This is a genomic window from Rhizobium sp. WW_1 (assembly GCF_003610155.1).
GTDB lineage: Bacteria > Pseudomonadota > Alphaproteobacteria > Rhizobiales > Rhizobiaceae > Rhizobium > Rhizobium tropici_A.
On the sequence record NZ_RAIN01000017.1, the window covers coordinates 24,683 to 40,982 of the forward strand.

The 16,300-nt window shown below is 56.8% G+C and carries 15 protein-coding genes and 1 pseudogene; 6 read left to right on the forward strand and 10 right to left on the reverse strand.

All coding sequences use genetic code 11. The features are described 5' to 3' along the window. Positions 1 to 148: 148 nt before the first annotated feature. A pseudogene (locus BJ928_RS39825) lies at positions 149 to 509 on the reverse strand (helix-turn-helix transcriptional regulator). A gap of 931 nt (positions 510 to 1,440) precedes the next feature. Between BJ928_RS39825 and BJ928_RS31245 the strand changes: the two are divergent. Both BJ928_RS31245 and BJ928_RS31250 read left to right on the forward strand, forming a co-directional pair. Next, complete coding sequence (locus BJ928_RS31245; RefSeq protein WP_047634186.1) at positions 1,441 to 3,300, forward strand: ABC transporter ATP-binding protein; 1,860 nt, start codon at positions 1,441 to 1,443, stop codon at positions 3,298 to 3,300. Between the two features lie 458 nt (positions 3,301 to 3,758). Beyond that, positions 3,759 to 4,754, forward strand: coding sequence for an aldo/keto reductase (locus BJ928_RS31250; RefSeq protein WP_047634266.1), 996 nt, complete (start codon positions 3,759 to 3,761; stop codon positions 4,752 to 4,754). A gap of 365 nt (positions 4,755 to 5,119) precedes the next feature. Here the strand turns inward: BJ928_RS31250 and BJ928_RS31255 are convergent, their stop codons facing one another. After that, a complete protein-coding gene (locus BJ928_RS31255) occupies positions 5,120 to 5,773 on the reverse strand; it encodes a TetR/AcrR family transcriptional regulator C-terminal domain-containing protein (protein ID WP_047634187.1) in 654 nt (217 codons plus the stop codon). A gap of 193 nt (positions 5,774 to 5,966) precedes the next feature. Here BJ928_RS31255 and BJ928_RS31260 point away from each other — a divergent pair, with 193 nt between their 5' ends. Continuing rightward, positions 5,967 to 7,190 (forward strand): multidrug effflux MFS transporter, encoded by a 1,224-nt coding sequence (locus tag BJ928_RS31260; RefSeq protein WP_052227835.1) that lies wholly within the window; start codon positions 5,967 to 5,969, stop codon positions 7,188 to 7,190. Between the two features lie 112 nt (positions 7,191 to 7,302). On the opposite strand, the gene BJ928_RS31265 is transcribed toward BJ928_RS31260, so the two are convergent. After that, positions 7,303 to 8,256, reverse strand: a complete 954-nt coding sequence (locus BJ928_RS31265) for an aldo/keto reductase (RefSeq protein WP_047634268.1) — start codon at positions 8,254 to 8,256, stop codon at positions 7,303 to 7,305. Between the two features lie 174 nt (positions 8,257 to 8,430). On the opposite strand from BJ928_RS31265, the gene BJ928_RS31270 reads away from it, so the two are divergent. Continuing rightward, positions 8,431 to 9,327 carry an AraC family transcriptional regulator gene (locus BJ928_RS31270; RefSeq protein WP_047634269.1) on the forward strand — a complete coding sequence of 299 codons (897 nt, stop codon included), beginning with the start codon at positions 8,431 to 8,433 and terminating at the stop codon, positions 9,325 to 9,327. A gap of 216 nt (positions 9,328 to 9,543) precedes the next feature. Here the strand turns inward: BJ928_RS31270 and BJ928_RS31275 are convergent, their stop codons facing one another. The 7 genes from BJ928_RS31275 to BJ928_RS31305 all read right to left on the reverse strand — a co-directional run bounded on the left by BJ928_RS31275 (position 9,544) and on the right by BJ928_RS31305 (position 14,105). Then, positions 9,544 to 10,911, reverse strand: a complete 1,368-nt coding sequence (locus BJ928_RS31275) for a nitrilase-related carbon-nitrogen hydrolase (protein WP_120296748.1) — start codon at positions 10,909 to 10,911, stop codon at positions 9,544 to 9,546. A 3-nt stretch (positions 10,912 to 10,914) separates the two neighbouring features. After that, positions 10,915 to 11,520 carry a TetR/AcrR family transcriptional regulator gene (locus BJ928_RS31280; RefSeq protein WP_082011942.1) on the reverse strand — a complete coding sequence of 202 codons (606 nt, stop codon included), beginning with the start codon at positions 11,518 to 11,520 and terminating at the stop codon, positions 10,915 to 10,917. A 188-nt stretch (positions 11,521 to 11,708) separates the two neighbouring features. Beyond that, the gene (locus tag BJ928_RS31285) at positions 11,709 to 11,918 is read right to left on the reverse strand and encodes a hypothetical protein (protein WP_047634189.1); all 210 of its coding nucleotides are present in this window, start codon (positions 11,916 to 11,918) and stop codon (positions 11,709 to 11,711) included. Next, positions 11,915 to 12,205, reverse strand: a complete 291-nt coding sequence (gene rpsU / locus BJ928_RS31290) for a 30S ribosomal protein S21 (RefSeq protein WP_052227837.1) — start codon at positions 12,203 to 12,205, stop codon at positions 11,915 to 11,917. The genes BJ928_RS31285 and rpsU overlap by 4 nt, the downstream gene beginning before the upstream one ends. 28 nt (positions 12,206 to 12,233) lie before the next feature. Beyond that, positions 12,234 to 12,515, reverse strand: coding sequence for a hypothetical protein (locus tag BJ928_RS31295; RefSeq protein WP_047634190.1), 282 nt, complete (start codon positions 12,513 to 12,515; stop codon positions 12,234 to 12,236). 110 nt (positions 12,516 to 12,625) lie between these two features. After that, a complete protein-coding gene (locus tag BJ928_RS31300) occupies positions 12,626 to 12,835 on the reverse strand; it encodes a cold-shock protein (protein ID WP_047634191.1) in 210 nt (69 codons plus the stop codon). 289 nt (positions 12,836 to 13,124) lie between these two features. Then, positions 13,125 to 14,105, reverse strand: a complete 981-nt coding sequence (locus BJ928_RS31305; protein ID WP_197070142.1) for an alginate lyase family protein — start codon at positions 14,103 to 14,105, stop codon at positions 13,125 to 13,127. A gap of 563 nt (positions 14,106 to 14,668) precedes the next feature. Between BJ928_RS31305 and BJ928_RS31310 the strand changes: the two genes are divergently transcribed. After that, the gene (locus tag BJ928_RS31310) at positions 14,669 to 15,172 is read left to right on the forward strand and encodes an RNA polymerase sigma factor (RefSeq protein ID WP_047634192.1); all 504 of its coding nucleotides are present in this window, start codon (positions 14,669 to 14,671) and stop codon (positions 15,170 to 15,172) included. Between the two features lie 97 nt (positions 15,173 to 15,269). Beyond that, positions 15,270 to 16,232, forward strand: coding sequence for a FecR domain-containing protein (locus BJ928_RS31315; protein WP_047634193.1), 963 nt, complete (start codon positions 15,270 to 15,272; stop codon positions 16,230 to 16,232). The last annotated feature ends 68 nt before the right edge of the window (positions 16,233 to 16,300 follow it).

Here is a 16,300-nt window from a genome sequence, read left to right on the forward strand (position 1 = left end):
CTCCCGGACATATTCGCTCCAAAGGAGATGCCGCAACCTCGGTACGTGAACCGTGACGTCGCGAAGATAGACGTTCATATCTTGCAGGTGCCTGATGCCCTCCCAGGCTCGCTCGAGGTGCCGAAGCCGCATCGACAGATGGAGCCAGTCAAGAATATGCGTCACAGGCTGGCGCGTTGCGCTTGACACGATGCTTTGCAGGAAGCAGGTTGATAATACTGGCCCGGATCATCGCGGAGCGCGAGCACCCATTGAAGCTCTGTCTGAGAAATTGTGCTGTCCTTATGCCATTCCTTCGTGCCGCGCCCAAGCAACAACCAATCGAGAGAGACATCCAGTAGTTGGGCAAGCGCATAGGCACTGTCCAGTGATGTATGACCACCACTCTGCCAACGCGAGACAGCGGCGACGGACACATTTAGTTCAGCGGCGAGGGCGTGCATTTTCCGGATCTGGCGCTGAGCGATGGCTTCTCGAACGCGTTTGCCGCGGGCGGCATTGTGAGCCATTATGAAATCTCCCTGTGTTTGCTTTGTTGAACAAGGCAGCCATAGCTAATTTTAGTGAATTAAAATATTAGGTGGTCTTATGGTTATTGGGCGGCAACTCAAAACGAGCGCTGCTCTTCATCCACTCGGTATGCGGGAAATCTAAATAATTCCCCGGTCATCCTAATTGCTCACGCAGAATTCGGAGTGAGGCCGCCAGATCGATGCGGCCTCGACGGTGAAGTGAGGACAAGCTGTCAAATCCCACCACAATTCCAGTCGTGCCTCTCATTGCACGAAATGGGAGCAAACCGTTTCTCTTCGATATTGATTACGCAGGATGTGCCAAAAAGGGGACCCGCGAAATGAAAGGCGTTTGCGGGGTCTATGGGCAGCAAAACGCTGTCTTGGCCGACCGTCATGGATTGTCAGTGTGAACGGGAGTGTCTGTTGCAACGCCAGCCAACGCTTTACCACGTCGATCAGGAGGCCCCTGATTTCCGGCAATGCTGCAACATTGGGTCTGCGGTTTGATTGTCCCAAGTTCTAATCGTCCCCGTTTGTAACTTGCTTCCCTTTCATGATCTCGGTAGGTGTTTGGCACAAGCGTAGAGCGATTCGCGGTATGGCAATCTGCGTTCAAATACGTCTCACCGTCTTCCTCAATCGCTATATTGTTGTCTAGGTCCTCGAGTATCGTTGAGAGTTCTGACCGGCGCTTCGCGTCGGGCAGCGGAAATTTCTCGTCTTCCAACAATGCGATCGGGGGGTCCCTTCCGCGGTCGCGACTTCGTCTCATCGACCGGCCGCAACGTCATCGAATGAGATGGTCAACCCTGACAATGAATGCAACATTCCTGTCGATTGGTACGCGATAAACCGGCTTTGGCCGGCTGTTTCTCGGAGGTCATTGGCTCCAGCCGATGACTTATTCAGCTAAGGTCACATTTTGATGTTTGCTCGACTGTTCCGCTTCCTGGAAAGCCGTATCGATATTTTTAGCGCCTTTGATGAGGATGAAACGCCGCCGACGGGCGTATGGCGTTTCATGTGGCATCATCTCAAGGGAATCAAGGGATGGCTTGTCGCAATCATGCTGATCGAACTTGCCTTCAGCGGTGTCGAAGCGGCGATCTATCTGATGGTCGGCTGGTTTGTCGACCTGCTCAACAAGCAGTCCCCGCAAACGATTTTTCAGGACTACGGCTGGCTCCTTGCCGGCGCTGCGCTCATCATTCTGGTGTTACGACCTATCCTGTTCTTCGTGACGCAGGTGGTCACCAACCAGATCGTGGTGCCACCCCTTACCAACCAAATCCGCTGGCGCAATCACATCTACACACTCGGCCACTCACTAACCTATTTTCAGAACGATTTCGCCGGCAGACTATCGGCGCGTGTCATCCAGGCTGGACAATCCATACGCTCGGCCGTCATCGCCGTGATCGGCGATCTCTGGTACGCTCTGATCTTCGCCTCGGTCACGATTGGTTTCTTCGGATCCGTCAACGTCTGGTTGATGCTGCCGGTCATCATCTGGCTGGTAGCCTATGCGGTGCTGCTCAGATATTTCGTGCCGCGCGCCCTGGAACGCTCGGAGGCCAACTCCCTCGGCCGCTCCTCAACTACGGGCCGCATCGTCGATTCCTATACGAACATCCTGACGGTGAAACTCTTCGCACGCGGCGATCTCGAACGCGCGGCCGTACGAGATTCCCTCAAACATTGGAATGATACCTTCCTCGACCTGATGCGATTGATCCTTGGCGCGAGCCTCGTCCTGCAGATCCTGAATAGCATCCTGATCGTTGTTACCGCAGGCCTGACCCTCTATTTATGGAGCCGTGGTGCCATGACGGCCGGCGCAGGCGCTGCCGCGATCGCCCTTGTGCTGCGGCTCGTCCAGATGTCAGGCTGGCTGATCTACCTGATCCGCGACGTTTTCGACAATATCGGTACCGTGCAGGAGAGCATGCTCACCATCGCCAAACCGCATGATCTGATCGATGCGCCCGATGCCGGCACATTGGCAGTTCCAAGAGGTGAGATCGTTTTCGATCATGTCCATTTTCGCTACGGCGGTGCCAAGCCCGTCTTTCCGGAACTGTCGCTCGTCATCCGTCCGGGTGAAAAGATCGGCATCGTCGGCCCCTCGGGTGCGGGCAAATCGACATTGGTCAATCTCCTGCTGCGCCTTTATCCGATCCAGTCCGGGCGCATCCTCATCGATGGGCAGGACATTGCAAACGTCACGCAGGATAGCCTGCGGCGGCATATCGGCGTCGTAACGCAGGACAATTCGCTTCTCCATCGTTCCATCCATGAGAACATAGCGTATGGCCGCACTGGAGTGGACCGGGAGGCAGTCGAGAACGCGGCCCAGCAGGCGGCGGCCCATGACTTTATTGTGGGACTTTCCGACCAGGAAGGTCGCGCTGGCTACGATTCCCGTGTGGGGGAGCGCGGGGTGAAGCTATCGGGCGGCCAACGCCAACGTATTACGATTGCTCGCGTCTTGCTCAAGGATGCTCCGATCCTCGTGCTCGATGAAGCGACCTCGGCGCTAGATTCAGAAGTCGAAGCCACGATCCAGGCTCAGCTTCAGCGGCTGATGCGCGGCAAAACGGTGCTTGCCATCGCGCATCGTCTTTCCACAATTGCGGAACTCGACAGGCTGATCGTTCTCGATCAGGGCCGGATTGTAGAGGAGGGCAGGCATGAGGACCTGATCGCGAAAGGCGGCCTCTATGCAAGGCTTTGGCGGCGACAATCGGGAGGTTTTCTGGCTCTGGAAGATAGCTCCGTGGCGTAGGGCGCGGTGCTGGCGGCGTCGGCTGGTAATGCTGTGCCTTTTACACAGGGCGACGCCCGGCAGGCTTGACTTGCCGTCGACGCCCGGTGTTTCTACCGCCTTCATGGTGCGAGCGCGAATGCTCGTCCACCATCAAGTGGTTGCCTCGCCAAGTTCTACCCGGAGATGTGGTCAGCAATCATAGCCAGTAGCGCGCCGGATTGCGGCCCGACATTTTGCCGATTGGCCAATGTTTGCAACCCCCTGCGCCTCGGCGAACCCTCAACAGTCTTCGAGGCGCCGCCGTCCAGTTGAAGCCTTGTCTGCCGCGGCGGTAGTCTAACATGCTTTGCTTTCAGTAGCGCAGTCACGAGCAAGCATTTTTCATCAGTGAAAAATACCCTGCGGATTTGGCTGTTTATCGTCCCGGCGTCTGCCCCTATTTTCCGCCTGTGATGCAGACAAACGTGGAGGACAACATGCTGAAAAAAGCTGACACAGCTACCACAATCATTCTATGGAACGGTCGCGAAATTCCGCGCCTGGGCATGGGGTGCTGGGCTATCGGCGGTCCGTTTTATGCCGGCGACGTGCCACTTGGCTGGGGCGAAGTCGATGACGATGAATCAATCCGCGCCATTGAGCGGGCGCTTGATCTTGGTATTCGCTTCTTCGACACCGCTTCGAATTATGGGGCTGGGCATTCCGAAGCGATTATTGGCAGGGCGATCGGCAATCGAGATGATGTCGTGATCGCCACGAAGTTCGGCTTTGCGACGGACGAGAAGACCAAGCAAGCGACGGGCGCCTTTGCTGATCCTGCGTTTATCCGGCAATCCACTGAGACGTCATTGCGCCGCCTGCGTCGCGATCGTCTGGATCTGCTGCAATTCCATCTCAACGATTTTGCGCTCGAAGCGTCGGACGACGTATTCGGGACACTCGAGGCGCTTAAGGTCGAAGGCAAGATTGACGCTTTCGGCTGGAGCACTGACCATCCGGATCGTGCGGCACGTCATGCGCATCGCACAGGATTCGTCTCTATTCAGCATACGATGAATGTCTTCGAGCCGGTTCCGGCGATGGTCGATGTCATCGAGCGTGATGATCTCATTTCCATTAATCGCGGTCCGCTTGCAATGGGCCTGCTCAGCGGCAAGTTCACGCCAGACAAAGTTGTCGGCGAGAAGGATGTGCGCGGTGCAAGTCTCGATTGGATGGTCTATTTTAAGGACGGGAAGATCGCGCCTGAATTTGCCGCTCGCCTGGAGGCGGTCCGCAATCTGTTGACAGAGGATGGCCGCACGCTCACGCAGGGTGCGCTTGCTTGGCTGTGGGCGCGCTCGCGGCGCACGCTACCAATTCCTGGCTTCCGTACGGTTGCCCAGGTCGAGGAAAATGCTGGTGCTCTCGTGAAGGGGCCGCTGCAAGCCGATGTGATGGTGAAAATCGATCAAGCATTGGCGGGTCTTTAACTACCGCTTGGCAGATAGGGCGGCTGGAAGCGAAGGTCGGGGCTTTTCTTCCAGGGCATGGCGGGTATGATAGCTGAGGACGTTGTTTTATCTATCTTTAATCAGAATTTTGCATTTTGACCGCCCCAACGGAGCGAAAGCTCTAGGTCGCCGGTTCAATTCCCCTCAAGAGCTTCGAAAGCTACTCGGCGTTAGCCGCAGTTTGGTCGCAGCAAGGACGGCCAGACTTCGCCCATGGCCGCCGAGCGTCTTCGATCGGACGCAGCTATGCTCGTAACCAGAGGTTATATGCAGCGCGCAGCAGGGATGCGAAGTTTGCCTGCGCGCGCGTCGTGTTTTCTATTGCAATTGCGGCAGCGACGCCATTAGCGCCTGCCGAAAGCGCGCAGAAAGGTCTTCGTAGCCTCTCCTGCCATTCGGTGAACCTCTTCCTCCTGAGTTGGGCGGCCGATCTGTTGATTGATCCGCAGATCTGTTGCGAGCAGCGCCATGTATTGGCGTGCGGCAAGTGCCGGATCCTCTATGTCTAGATGGCCAGCCAGCGCGAGCTGCGCCAGGCGCGCCGCGATGGCAGGGTATTTCTTGCCCGGTCCGTATTCCTTCCAGGTCTCAAACAGTTCGGGAAATCTGCCGCCTTCGGTCTCGAGGAGCTTGCGTAGCCAGCGACCATTTGGATCGCAGACCGCCTTGCGCAGGAGAAGCGCTGAAAATTCGGTCAGTTCCCTTTCGAGATCGATAGGCGCCACGGGAAATGTGTCCAACACCCGAAAGAAGTCGGCGCTCGACTTCTCGGTGATCTCCGCAACCACAACTTTGAACAGATTATCCTTGTCGCCGAGTTGATTGTACACCGTTTGACGAGACACGCCGGCTCTTGCCGCGATGGCATCGATGCTCGCCGCCGCAAACCCGTCCTCGGCAAAAACATCCGCGGCCGCGTTCAGGATTGCCTGACGTTTGCTGGTGATGGGCGGGCAACTCTCTGTCTCGGAAGAAGCCGCTGTGGGCGAAGTTTTCATGACACCACCATATAGGACTTGACCAATTGGACAATACTGTCCAAAATATTTTACAGGAATGACGGACTGTGCGTTGGAACCATCTTCGTCTTTCCACTGTCACATCTATAATCGCCCACTCAATCCCCGTCACATGCTTTTTACACGAGGCTTTGCTTTGTCCGGGGAATGGTGTGCGGGAAAGGCTTTTTCCGTGCAAAGCAAGAATTCCGTTTCAGCCACAGGGGCCAGCGGCTCCCACCATGCCATCGTCCTTGGCCTTCTTTCAGCCGTCGGTCTCTTCGCCCTCGACATGTATCTACCCGCGTTACCGACGATCAGTCTGGATCTTCACGCTGACAGCCATGCAGTTCAGGCAAGCCTGATTTCCTTCTTCGCCGCCATGGCTGTGTCGCAGATTATCTATGGTCCACTGTCGGACATGTTTGGCCGCAAGCAGCCCCTATATGTCGGTTTGGGGCTCTACATCCTCGGCGCGATCGGCTGCGCGCTCTCCACCGATATTGGCTGGCTGATCGCCTTCCGTTTCATTCAGGGCACCGGTGCCTGTGCCGGCGTCGTGATTGCCCGCGCCATCGTGCGCGACCTGCACACGGGGGCCGCTGCTGCACAGCTGATGTCGCGGCTTATGTTGGTCTTCAGTATCTCACCCATCCTGGCGCCGCTCGCGGGCAGCATCGTGACAGTGTTCGGGAACTGGCGGCTGATCTTTTGGGTTATGGTCTTCGCCGGTGTTGTCGGCTTCGTTGCAGGTCGCTTCTTCCTTGAAGAAACTCGTCCGATGACGGCCCGTAGCGAAAGCAGTCTCGCTGGGGCACTGAAAAGCTATGGAACGATTCTCAAGGACCCGTACTATCTCGGACTGGTGCTGATGGCCTCTTTCGGGATGTCCAGCTACATGATCTATGTCGCCAACTCTTCCTTCATCCTGATTGACCATTACAGGCTCTCGCCGACCTTCTACAGCGTGGTCTTTTCCATGAATGCCGTCGGCTTCATCGGCATGTCGCAGTTGAACGGCTGGCTTGCTCGCCGTATCGGCTTGCGCAAGGTCATTCGCGGTGCAGTTGCCGGTTACGCGCTGACGATGGTGACGCTGGCCGTTGTCATGGCTGTTGGCGTCGACCGCCTTGACATCATGGCGGCGTTCCTGTTTGCGGGCTACGCTTTCCTTGGCATGATCGTTCCGAATGCGGCTGTCCTGGCGCTGGAGCACCATGGGCGCATCGCTGGCACGGCCTCGGCTATGATGGGGACGCTCCAGTTCATGACGTCCGCGCTGGTGGTGGGCATCGGAGGTATGTTTATGGACGGTACGGCGCGACCGATGGTGATCATCATTGCTATCTGTTCGGGTATCGTCCTCTTGCTCTCACTTGCAGTGCTGAGGAGCAGGCATGTAGTGGCGGCTGAATAGCTCTTGCTGTCACCGATTGCAGCGGCTTGTGCGGATCGCTCGCACTGAGGCTTCGTCAGTGCGAGCGAACTGCGCCTGAGCTTCAAAATCTTCGGACAGCGGTGCTGCGGGCTTACATCTCTTCTTCCCACCAACCGCGGGTGTTCACGTCAGCGGCGTCAGCGAGGGCTTCCAGTTCTGCAATGTCATCGCCGGTGAGGGTGAGGCTGCTGGCTCTGATCAGGCCTTCGACATGATGGGGTTTGGTGACACCGATGATCGGCGTTGTCCCTTTGGCGATGGCCCATGCCGTCGCGACATCGGGTGCTGCCGCACCCTGCTTCCGGCCGATCGAGGCGAGCTTGTCCGCCAGCGCCTTTAGCCGAGGTAGCATGCCATTGTAAGCCTCTGCGCGGCTGCTTCCCTTAGGCAGCGGGTTCTCCGGACTGTACCTTCCGGTCAGGGCGCCCTGTTCAAGCACCATGTAGGCGAAGAATGGGATACCCTGGTTGCGGCAATAGTCCAGAATGCCAGCTTGCTCGGACCTGCGGTAGAGAAGACTGTAGTGGTTCTGGATGGCCTCGACCCGGAACCCTGCTTCCCCGAGGACCTGATTGGCGAGCTTGATTTCGTTCAGATTGTGATTCGAGACGCCGACATGTTTGACCTTTCCACTTTTCAGCAACGCAATCAGGTGCGGAGTCCAGCGCGCTACGTCGGCTGGATTGTGAATCCAGTAGAAATCGACATAGTCGGTGCCGAGGCGTGCCAAGCTCTGCTCCAGCATGTCCGCCACAGGATCATCGCTGGTCCCCGCTGCCTGCGGGGTGAACTTCGTGGAAAGCTGGTAGTCGCCGCGAGCGTAGCGCTCTAGTACCTTCCCGAGTACGGTCTCTGAACGACCCATTCCGTATACCGCGGCGGTGTCCCACAGTGTGAATCCGGCCGTAAATGCCTTTTCCACGAGCTCTTCCAGACCGGCTTGAGTGAGGCTGCTGCCAAAGTAGCCATCGCCAGTCTCTCCGCTGTCGCCCCAGGCCCAAGTCCCCAATGCGACCGTGGGGACCTTCAGATAATCGATTGTCATGTTCGCTCCAAACTTGTTCTGCAGCCGGGCTTGCTTTGACCCAGGCGCTGCAGACACTATGATGCGCGCCGACGCCGAACCGTTAGCCTGATGCACCGCGTTTATTGCCCAATCCTCCAGAAGCCGCGCCGATCCGCCTTGCTGCCCTCCCGCACGCGTGCGATGGTTCGAGTCATGGAAACATTGACCGAAATCTCTGCGGCAATTGCCCGGCACATCTCGAAGGATGGCTTCCAGGCCACCTCCATCGATCGTGTGACGCTTGCTCGATCCTCCACCGTCACGATGCCGATGCCGAACGTATACCGACCGCAACTGTGCCTGGTCGCGCAGGGGCAAAAGGAGGTCACGCTGGGCGACCGCGTGTTCAGATATGCGCCTGGCCGTTACGGGGTCGTGACTTACGACCTGCCGGTTACCGGCCAGGTGGTCGAGGCGACGCCTGACAAGCCCTATCTGTGCGTGTTCCTCGATTTCGATCCGGTCATGCTGGGACAGTTGGCGTTGCACGTGCCGTCGCCGGGAGTGCCTTCGCGGCCCATAGGCAAGACGGTGTCCGACGCCGGTGCGAGCCTGCTCGATGCGGTGCTGCGCCTGCTGCTTCTACTGGATGATCCTGCAGCGCTGCCCGTACTCGGGCCACTTGTCGAGCAGGAAATTCTCTATCGCTTGCTCGCCGGCCCGGATGGCGCGAGGATGCGTCAGATCACCTCCAGCCAGGGACGGGTGGCCCAGGTCGGCCGCGCCATCGCGTGGATCGGGCAGAACTTCCGGGAACGGTTCAGCATCGAGCGGCTTGCCTCCGAAGTTGGCATGAGTCCGTCGAGCCTGCATGAGCATTTTCGCGCTGTGACGGCGATGACACCGTTGCAATTCCAGAAGCAGCTAAGGTTGCAGGACGCGCGCAGCCTGATGCTGGTCCAGGACATCGATGCCACGACAGCCGCCTTCCGCGTGGGTTACGAAAGCCCGTCGCAGTTCACTCGCGAATATCGCCGCCACTTTGGAGAACCGCCGGCACGCGACATAGCCCGCTTGCGGGCTTTGCCAAGCTTGGCGGTGATAGTTTGACTTTGTGCATGCAGCATCAAACAAGGTCATCTGCACCAAAGGCACACACAATTCCCGCAGGCAGCGCTGTCAGCACCGTCTTGCTGTCCACGTGTCCGTTGGTGTCGAGATTTCACCGAGCGTTGTGAAATTCGACAGGGGAGCCCTGTTAGCCGTGGCTAGATCAAGCGATATTGCGATTATCGGTGACGCCACATCCAAGATGTGGGCAATAGTTCACGCGCCCTCATGCGGTTGAGCTCTGACCGTCAGCAACGCGATCACCAGGCCGCCGCAAATGATGACCAGCGACCAGCCGAAGGCATCACCGTTGCGTGCGTAAAACGTATCTCCTGAGCCTATCGGCACGTCACCGACAAGATTGCCTTGCCCCTTGGCCGAAGAGGCTTCCGCCAAGACTCTGCCATTGGCATCGCTTAGCGTCAGCATGCCCTGGCTTGCAGCGCGCGCGACCGTGAAGCCGTTTTCCACGCCGCGCACGATCGCCATTCTGCTGTGCAATCGTCCGTCGGCAAAGAAATCCCATGCCGGTACGAGCAACAGGCCGATGTGCCGGCGGGCATAGGTCCGAAGGAAGCGAGGAAAATCCATGTCCTTGCAGATTGCGATCCCGACCCGATCGAGGCTCGCAAGATCCCTGCCGGGAATATATTCGGCTTCGAGACCCGGAATGAGGTAGTGCTTGTCATATCGCAGCGGCGACAGACCTGGCCCGGTCAGCTCCGCGGTGTTTGAGCGGCGGCCATCACCAAGCGGCTGGTCGTAGCCGGCAACGATCCTCGTGCGCAAATTCTCGGAGAGTTTGGCGAATTCGACCGTCGGCAGAAACATCTTTTCCGGCGTGACAATATAGGCGGTTTTCGTGCCTGAGAGCTCCCCGATCCTCTGACGAAAGTCGGCAATGATCGCGTCGTTGCGATCCGGCTCATCGGTTGCGACACCCGCAAACGCATCGTTGCTGACCAGTCCGACGCGAATGGTCTCGCCTTCTGGCTGCGCCAATCGCCAGAAACCGAAAACGAGAGCAGCAAGAACCGGTAAAATGCAAAGGGAAGCAGCAAAATAGTCGGTTGGTCTCCGGATCTGCATTGCAATACCGGCAGGGACGATCGCTGCAAGGAAGCTGAGACCCGGGACGCCCGCAAGCGACGCAACCTGCAACAGAGGAAGGACATCCGTCAGCGCATAGCCCAGCGCGCCAAAGCTGCCATTCGGCGAAACATAAGAGTAGAGAAGTTCAATTGCCCCTGTCATCGCCCCATAGCCGAAGGCTGCAAGGGTCGGGCTGCGCGGATACAAAGCCCACATGAACAGAACCGCGAGGGCAAAAAACAGCGCCTGCAAGGCCACGATCCCGTAAACCATGGGGATGATGCCGCCATAGAAATAGAGCGGGCCAGCCTCGCCGGCCAGGCCAACCAGACAGGCGAGCACAAATATGTAAAGTGCCCGCTTCTCACCCAAAGCCCAAACAAAAAACGGTATCGGGCCGAGCAAAACCAGAAACCCCAAATGACCCGTGTCGCGACTGACCGCAAGAACAGCGCCGGAAACCAGCGCTGCCACTACCCCCCTCATTCTCATCGGCTAGTCCTTGTAGATGATCCGGGCGACGGCCCTTAGGCACATGCCGGTAAAGTCCTCACGAGAAAGATTGAAGCGACCGGAACGATGCATTCCGACCAGCCCTTGCAACAGGCCCCAACACATCATAGCAATCTCAAGCGCATCGCCCTGGCGCACCAGGCCGCGCTGCTGACCGCTTGCCAGGCGAGCCGTAAAGGCACCGATCACCGGAGATCGGCCCTCTATGAAATCGTGCGGATAGATACGTTCGGCGCGGGTGCTGAGTACGAAAGCGGCATCGAACAGTGCGGGCGAATCGAGCGCGAACTCTACGAATGCATAGGTGACTGCATTGAACCAGGCGCGAAGATCGGCTTCCTCAATCTGCTCGACGCGCGCCCGCCATTGGGAAAGCGCATGCTCGCCGAGCGCATGCAACAAGTCGGCTTTGTCCTGGAAGTGCCGGTAAACCGCCATAGGGGTTATCCCTACTCTCTTTCCAACGGCGCGCAGGCTGAGCTTGTCCAGTCCGACCGCCTGCAATTCATCAAGTGCACAATTTATGATAACGATTCTGGTGCTCATGTATACAGTGTATCCGTCGTCGGACAGAGCGTCAACAAGCATGCCTGTCGACTATGGCGCGTGTTGTTTGGCAGCCAATGCGAGAATGCGCTTGTTGCGGCAGTTTCTGGTAGTCAAATTTTGAGATCGTATGCCCACGCTTCATGGGCACTAAAGCAAGACTGGAATCTCTCGAACCACAGCACGTGCGGTCGAGAGCCAATAGAAGGGAGCTGAGCGATATTCGATCGCTATCCCTTCTTGCCTTTCTTTTTTGCTTTCGGCGCTGGTCCTAGCTCCGCCTCTTGCGCCAAACGAAGCGCACGAAGCCTATCCGTCTTTTTCTGCCGAGCAGACGCCTCATTGGCCAGGATATCCTTGGCAACCGACGTCGTTTGCTCGGACTTGGCCAGCGCAGATAGCTTTTCAGGTTTGAAGAGATCGTCCTTCGACTTTGTCATGCTTCTCCATTATCAGTGGGCGCGTTTGTAAGAGACGGTGGACGTCCACGCCCTGACGTCATGACTTTCTTCTTCGGTGCCGGCAACAGGCCTTCACGCTGAGCCTGCTTACGGGCAAGCTTTCGGGCGCGGCGGATCGCATCGCTCTTTTCACGCGCACGCTTTTCGGATGGCTTTTCGTAGGCGCTGCGGGCTTTCATTTCCCTAAACACGCCTTCACGCTGTAACTTCTTCTTGAGGACGCGGAGCGCTTGATCGACGTTGTTGTCTCTTACCAGAACCTGCAAAGTGTCTCCTTCTCAGCTCACGCTGCGTTTATTTCTTGGTACGGATTGAATTCGAGTTGATCCAGCTCGATTTCGATGTTTGCGGTATCTCGACTTGCGCCGGCGAAAGCGACGAGGGTGACGCTTCAACGTCAATATCGTCCTGACGGATGCTCCGCTCGAAATTCTCGTTCTGAAAGCGGACGCGGTAGTGAACAACGCCTTGTGAGACCGGCAGGACGGACATGATGCTGCCAGCGGGTTGGACGTTTCCAAAAATTCCAGGCTTCAGGACGATGCTGTCGCCCGGCTGGTAACGACCATACGCCATGTCGTTCTCCGTTCGAAATGAAAAACAAAAGGCCGGGATGTATCCCGACCTTCCTAGGTCATGGTTTCAGCGCGCCAGTACATCCGTGGTCGCGCGAACCGGTGACAAACTTATGCGGCCCGAAGGTTGTCAGCCGAGCTCTTGCCAGATCTGCGATCCTGCACGATGTCGTAAGAGATCTTTTGACCATCGTTCAGCGACCGCATGCCGGCGCGCTCTACCGCCGAAATGTGGACGAAAACGTCCGTGCTGCCATCGTCAGGCTGAATGAAGCCGAAGCCCTTGGTGGAGTTAAACCACTTCACAGTACCAGTGTTCATAACGATTTCCTTTCGCAGTAACCGTTGTTGCTCCCGCGATGCCTTGCGGGATTAGATCGATTATTTGAGAGGAAATCCGACGAGAGCGTAGTGGCTCTTCAGCGACGTCACAAGCAATGGTCGATAGACCCTTATATAGGTTCAATTCAAACTTTGGCAACAGCGGCACTCAGAATGGCAGTTTTCGCGCTGCAGCTTTCCGAGGTGAATTTCGGTTTACTAGGCCGTTAGCGGGCCGGTCATCAAATTAACAACGCGTTCAGCGAAAGCGTGTTGATGTGCTTAGGTACTAGATTCGATGTGTACTCCAGGCGGCAGTTACGTCACCGCCCAGCCGAGGATTGATAAATGGTCGACGCTGAGCGATCACGGCGACCAATCGGGGGTCTTGGAAACGAGCTTGATACGGCTCCATCCAGGCGAGATCACCAGCGAAGGTCCAGGGAAACAGCTGCTGCGGCGTCGAGGTATAGGCTGAAAAGCTGTTTTGATCGAGCACGGCGCTGATCACCAGGTTTGCCAGGCGCCGAATTGCTCCGTTATTTTCCGAATAGAGGTCGACGCCCTGTGCCTGTGCCAACTCTGCGGTGAAGACCAATGGAATGAGAGCAAAGTTGTGATAGTGAAGAGCCCGGTCGCCCCGCTTCAACTCGCGCTGCAGTGTACCGTTCCGCTGGATATCCTTGATGCCCTCTCGTGCCCGGGCAATGCCAGCATCGATCAGATCGGACCGTTTCGTCAGCGCTCCCGTTGCCGCAAGATCAAGACCTGCCCAGTAAACCAAGTTGTTGTGCAAGCGGTTGATGGCGTTCGCATCTCGAGTGGAGGCAGCGATGTCGATAAGCCATCTGGAAATTGCCGGCGGAACGACAGGCGCATCCTTCTTCGACTGTGGAAAGAACCTGAGCAACGCAAAAGCGAAATCGGTGCCGGCCCACGAGCGTTCATAATATCCCTGATAGCCTTTGATAGGTGCCATGAGGGCATTTGTCCGCGCCCAGTCATTCAGAAGCTCAAGCAGGCAAGCCTTATCGCCGCTGTCTGCTGCCTGATTGACGCGTTCAATAAAGCCATGGAGCGGCTTTATCGCTTCACTGTAACCATCGGGGTCATCGTAGAATCCAGGCGGATCGATCGCTGAAATCGGCGGCGGAACCTTACAGGTGTCTGCTCGCGCGAAAAACGGATGAGAACAGATAAGTGCGATACCAAGAAGGATGATCAGAAACCCGCCGTTTCGGTTTACTATCATGTGCGACGATGCAATCATTCCCACTCTCCAGCATCGGGTCGAGATATGCCAGACCCAGACAGGCTTGGTCGTTCACTGCTCTTTCCTGACTTGCGTTGATTGAACGGAGAGACGAACGAAAGCCGTCGCTGAATTTGAAAGAATCTTCGTTGCAATGGATGGCTGCAGGGCAAGACGCCGCCGGACGTGAAGTTTGTCTCTAAGCAAAACCTGTTTCCTTCCCTGATAGCCGGTGAAGAGCGGTTATTTGCGACCATGGAGCGGCGCCACTAACCATGGCTTACTATGCCGCTCGAGTGTTGCGGAAATGACACACTCAGTCCGAGACTTCTGCTTCCGCCGTAAACTTCAGCAGGATCAGGCAGTCGGGAATTGTCTTAGGTAAAATGATGAGTAAAATAATCATGTTTTAGCCTAATGCGTGCCGGCAAATCAGCGTTGGATGGATTTGGTTCATAAGGCACTTTATTGAGCCATGAATCTGATTTTATTAGGTAGGTCTATTAGTATTGCAGTCAATTATGATGGGAGATCTTATGCGTAAAGCAATAAAAAGTCGAAATCGAAAGAGTTAATTTGAATTGGTCTGGGATCTGCACAATCTCTTTCGGCGACACGCAAGAGAAATTGCCCGCTCGCTGAGGCAAAGGGGTGTTTCACCCGAAGACGCAGCGGATCTCACGCAGGATGCGTTTTTGCGTGTGCTCGCGACGCCTCCCCGGGAAGCTGGGAGTAATCACAATCCGCGAGCCTATCTACATAGGGTCAGCCATAATCTTGCAACGAACCAATTGCGCCGAAATCGGCTGGTTCCAATGGTGGAGCTTAGTGAGGAAATCGTTGCGCAGGTCGCCGACCCGTTTCCAGATCCTGAAACGGTTGTTTATTCACGCCAGTGCCTGGCGCGGACAGCTGCCGCGCTTACCACACTCCCCGATCGGACGCGCAAGGCGTTCGAACTGCATAGACTATCGGGTCGGACGATCGCGCAGGTGGCCGAAGAACTCGGACTGTCGACAACGCGGACATGGGCACTCATTCGCGACGCTTATCGTCATCTGTTGAACCATGTCGGCGACATCTGAATTCTCGTCCTTACCTGGGAAAAAACATTCGTTTCGATTGTAGAATAAGTTAGGGCAGCCGAGCGCGCACGATGACGAGACGATTGGAACGATTTTGATGGGCATAGATCAGGCAGAGCATGACCGGCTTGTCGATGAGGCGATCGATCTTGTCATCCGCCTTCAGAGTGATTCCGACAATCTGGTTGCTATCGAGATGGCGCGGCAATGGTGTTCTCGCAGTCCGGAACACGAGCGCATCTGGCAGCACATCACGAAGATACACGGTGCGTCGGGTAAGATCTTGACGGAGAAGCGCAAGAGTGAGCAGCGGGAGAAGCTCGGCCTTACCAGACGCAATCTCATGATCGCCGGTTCAATCGGCATCGGCGCGGCCGCATCCGGCTCCTTGTTTTATCCGAGAGTGATGCGGGACATTCGCGCAGATTACATAACCGCAACAGGCGAAATCCGCTCCGTTTCACTGCCTGACGGAAGCGTTGCGACGCTTGGGCCAGACAGTGCCATCGCTGTGCAATACAGGAATGGTGCCCGACGGATCGAGCTCCTAGATGGAATGTCGTTCTTCGATGTTGCCCGGGATCCGAACACGCCGTTCAGTGTAGCGGTGGGCGGCGTGACCGCGACGGCGCTCGGCACTGCCTTTGATGTATCGAGCGACGCCGGCGTCGTAACCGTCGATGTCGATCATGGCCTTGTCGACGTGCGGGCTTCGACACCGTTACTGGCCGCAGGCGAAAAGCTCACTGAAAACGACTGGGTTTCTTATGACGCCTCGTCCGGTGACGTCGACCGAGGCAAGCATGAGCCGGGACAGGTGGGGGCCTGGCGCGAGCGGCTTGTTATCGCCGAACGGGAGACTGTCGCAGCGCTGGTTGCCCGCATCGGGCGTTGGATCCCGGGCAAAGTTATCTTTGCAGACCCTTACATCGGTTCGGCGCGCGTGAGCGGTGTATTTGATCTCTCCAACCCTCAACGTGCGCTTGAAGCAGTGGTGCACCCGGCCGGCGGGCGCGTGCGCAGAATGGCCTCGCTTATGACCGTTATTTCGCCCATCTAAAAAACTTGAGAAAAAGGGGAAAATTTCAAGGCTCCGTTTGTAGTAGCTGAGGGACTTGCTTTGCGACG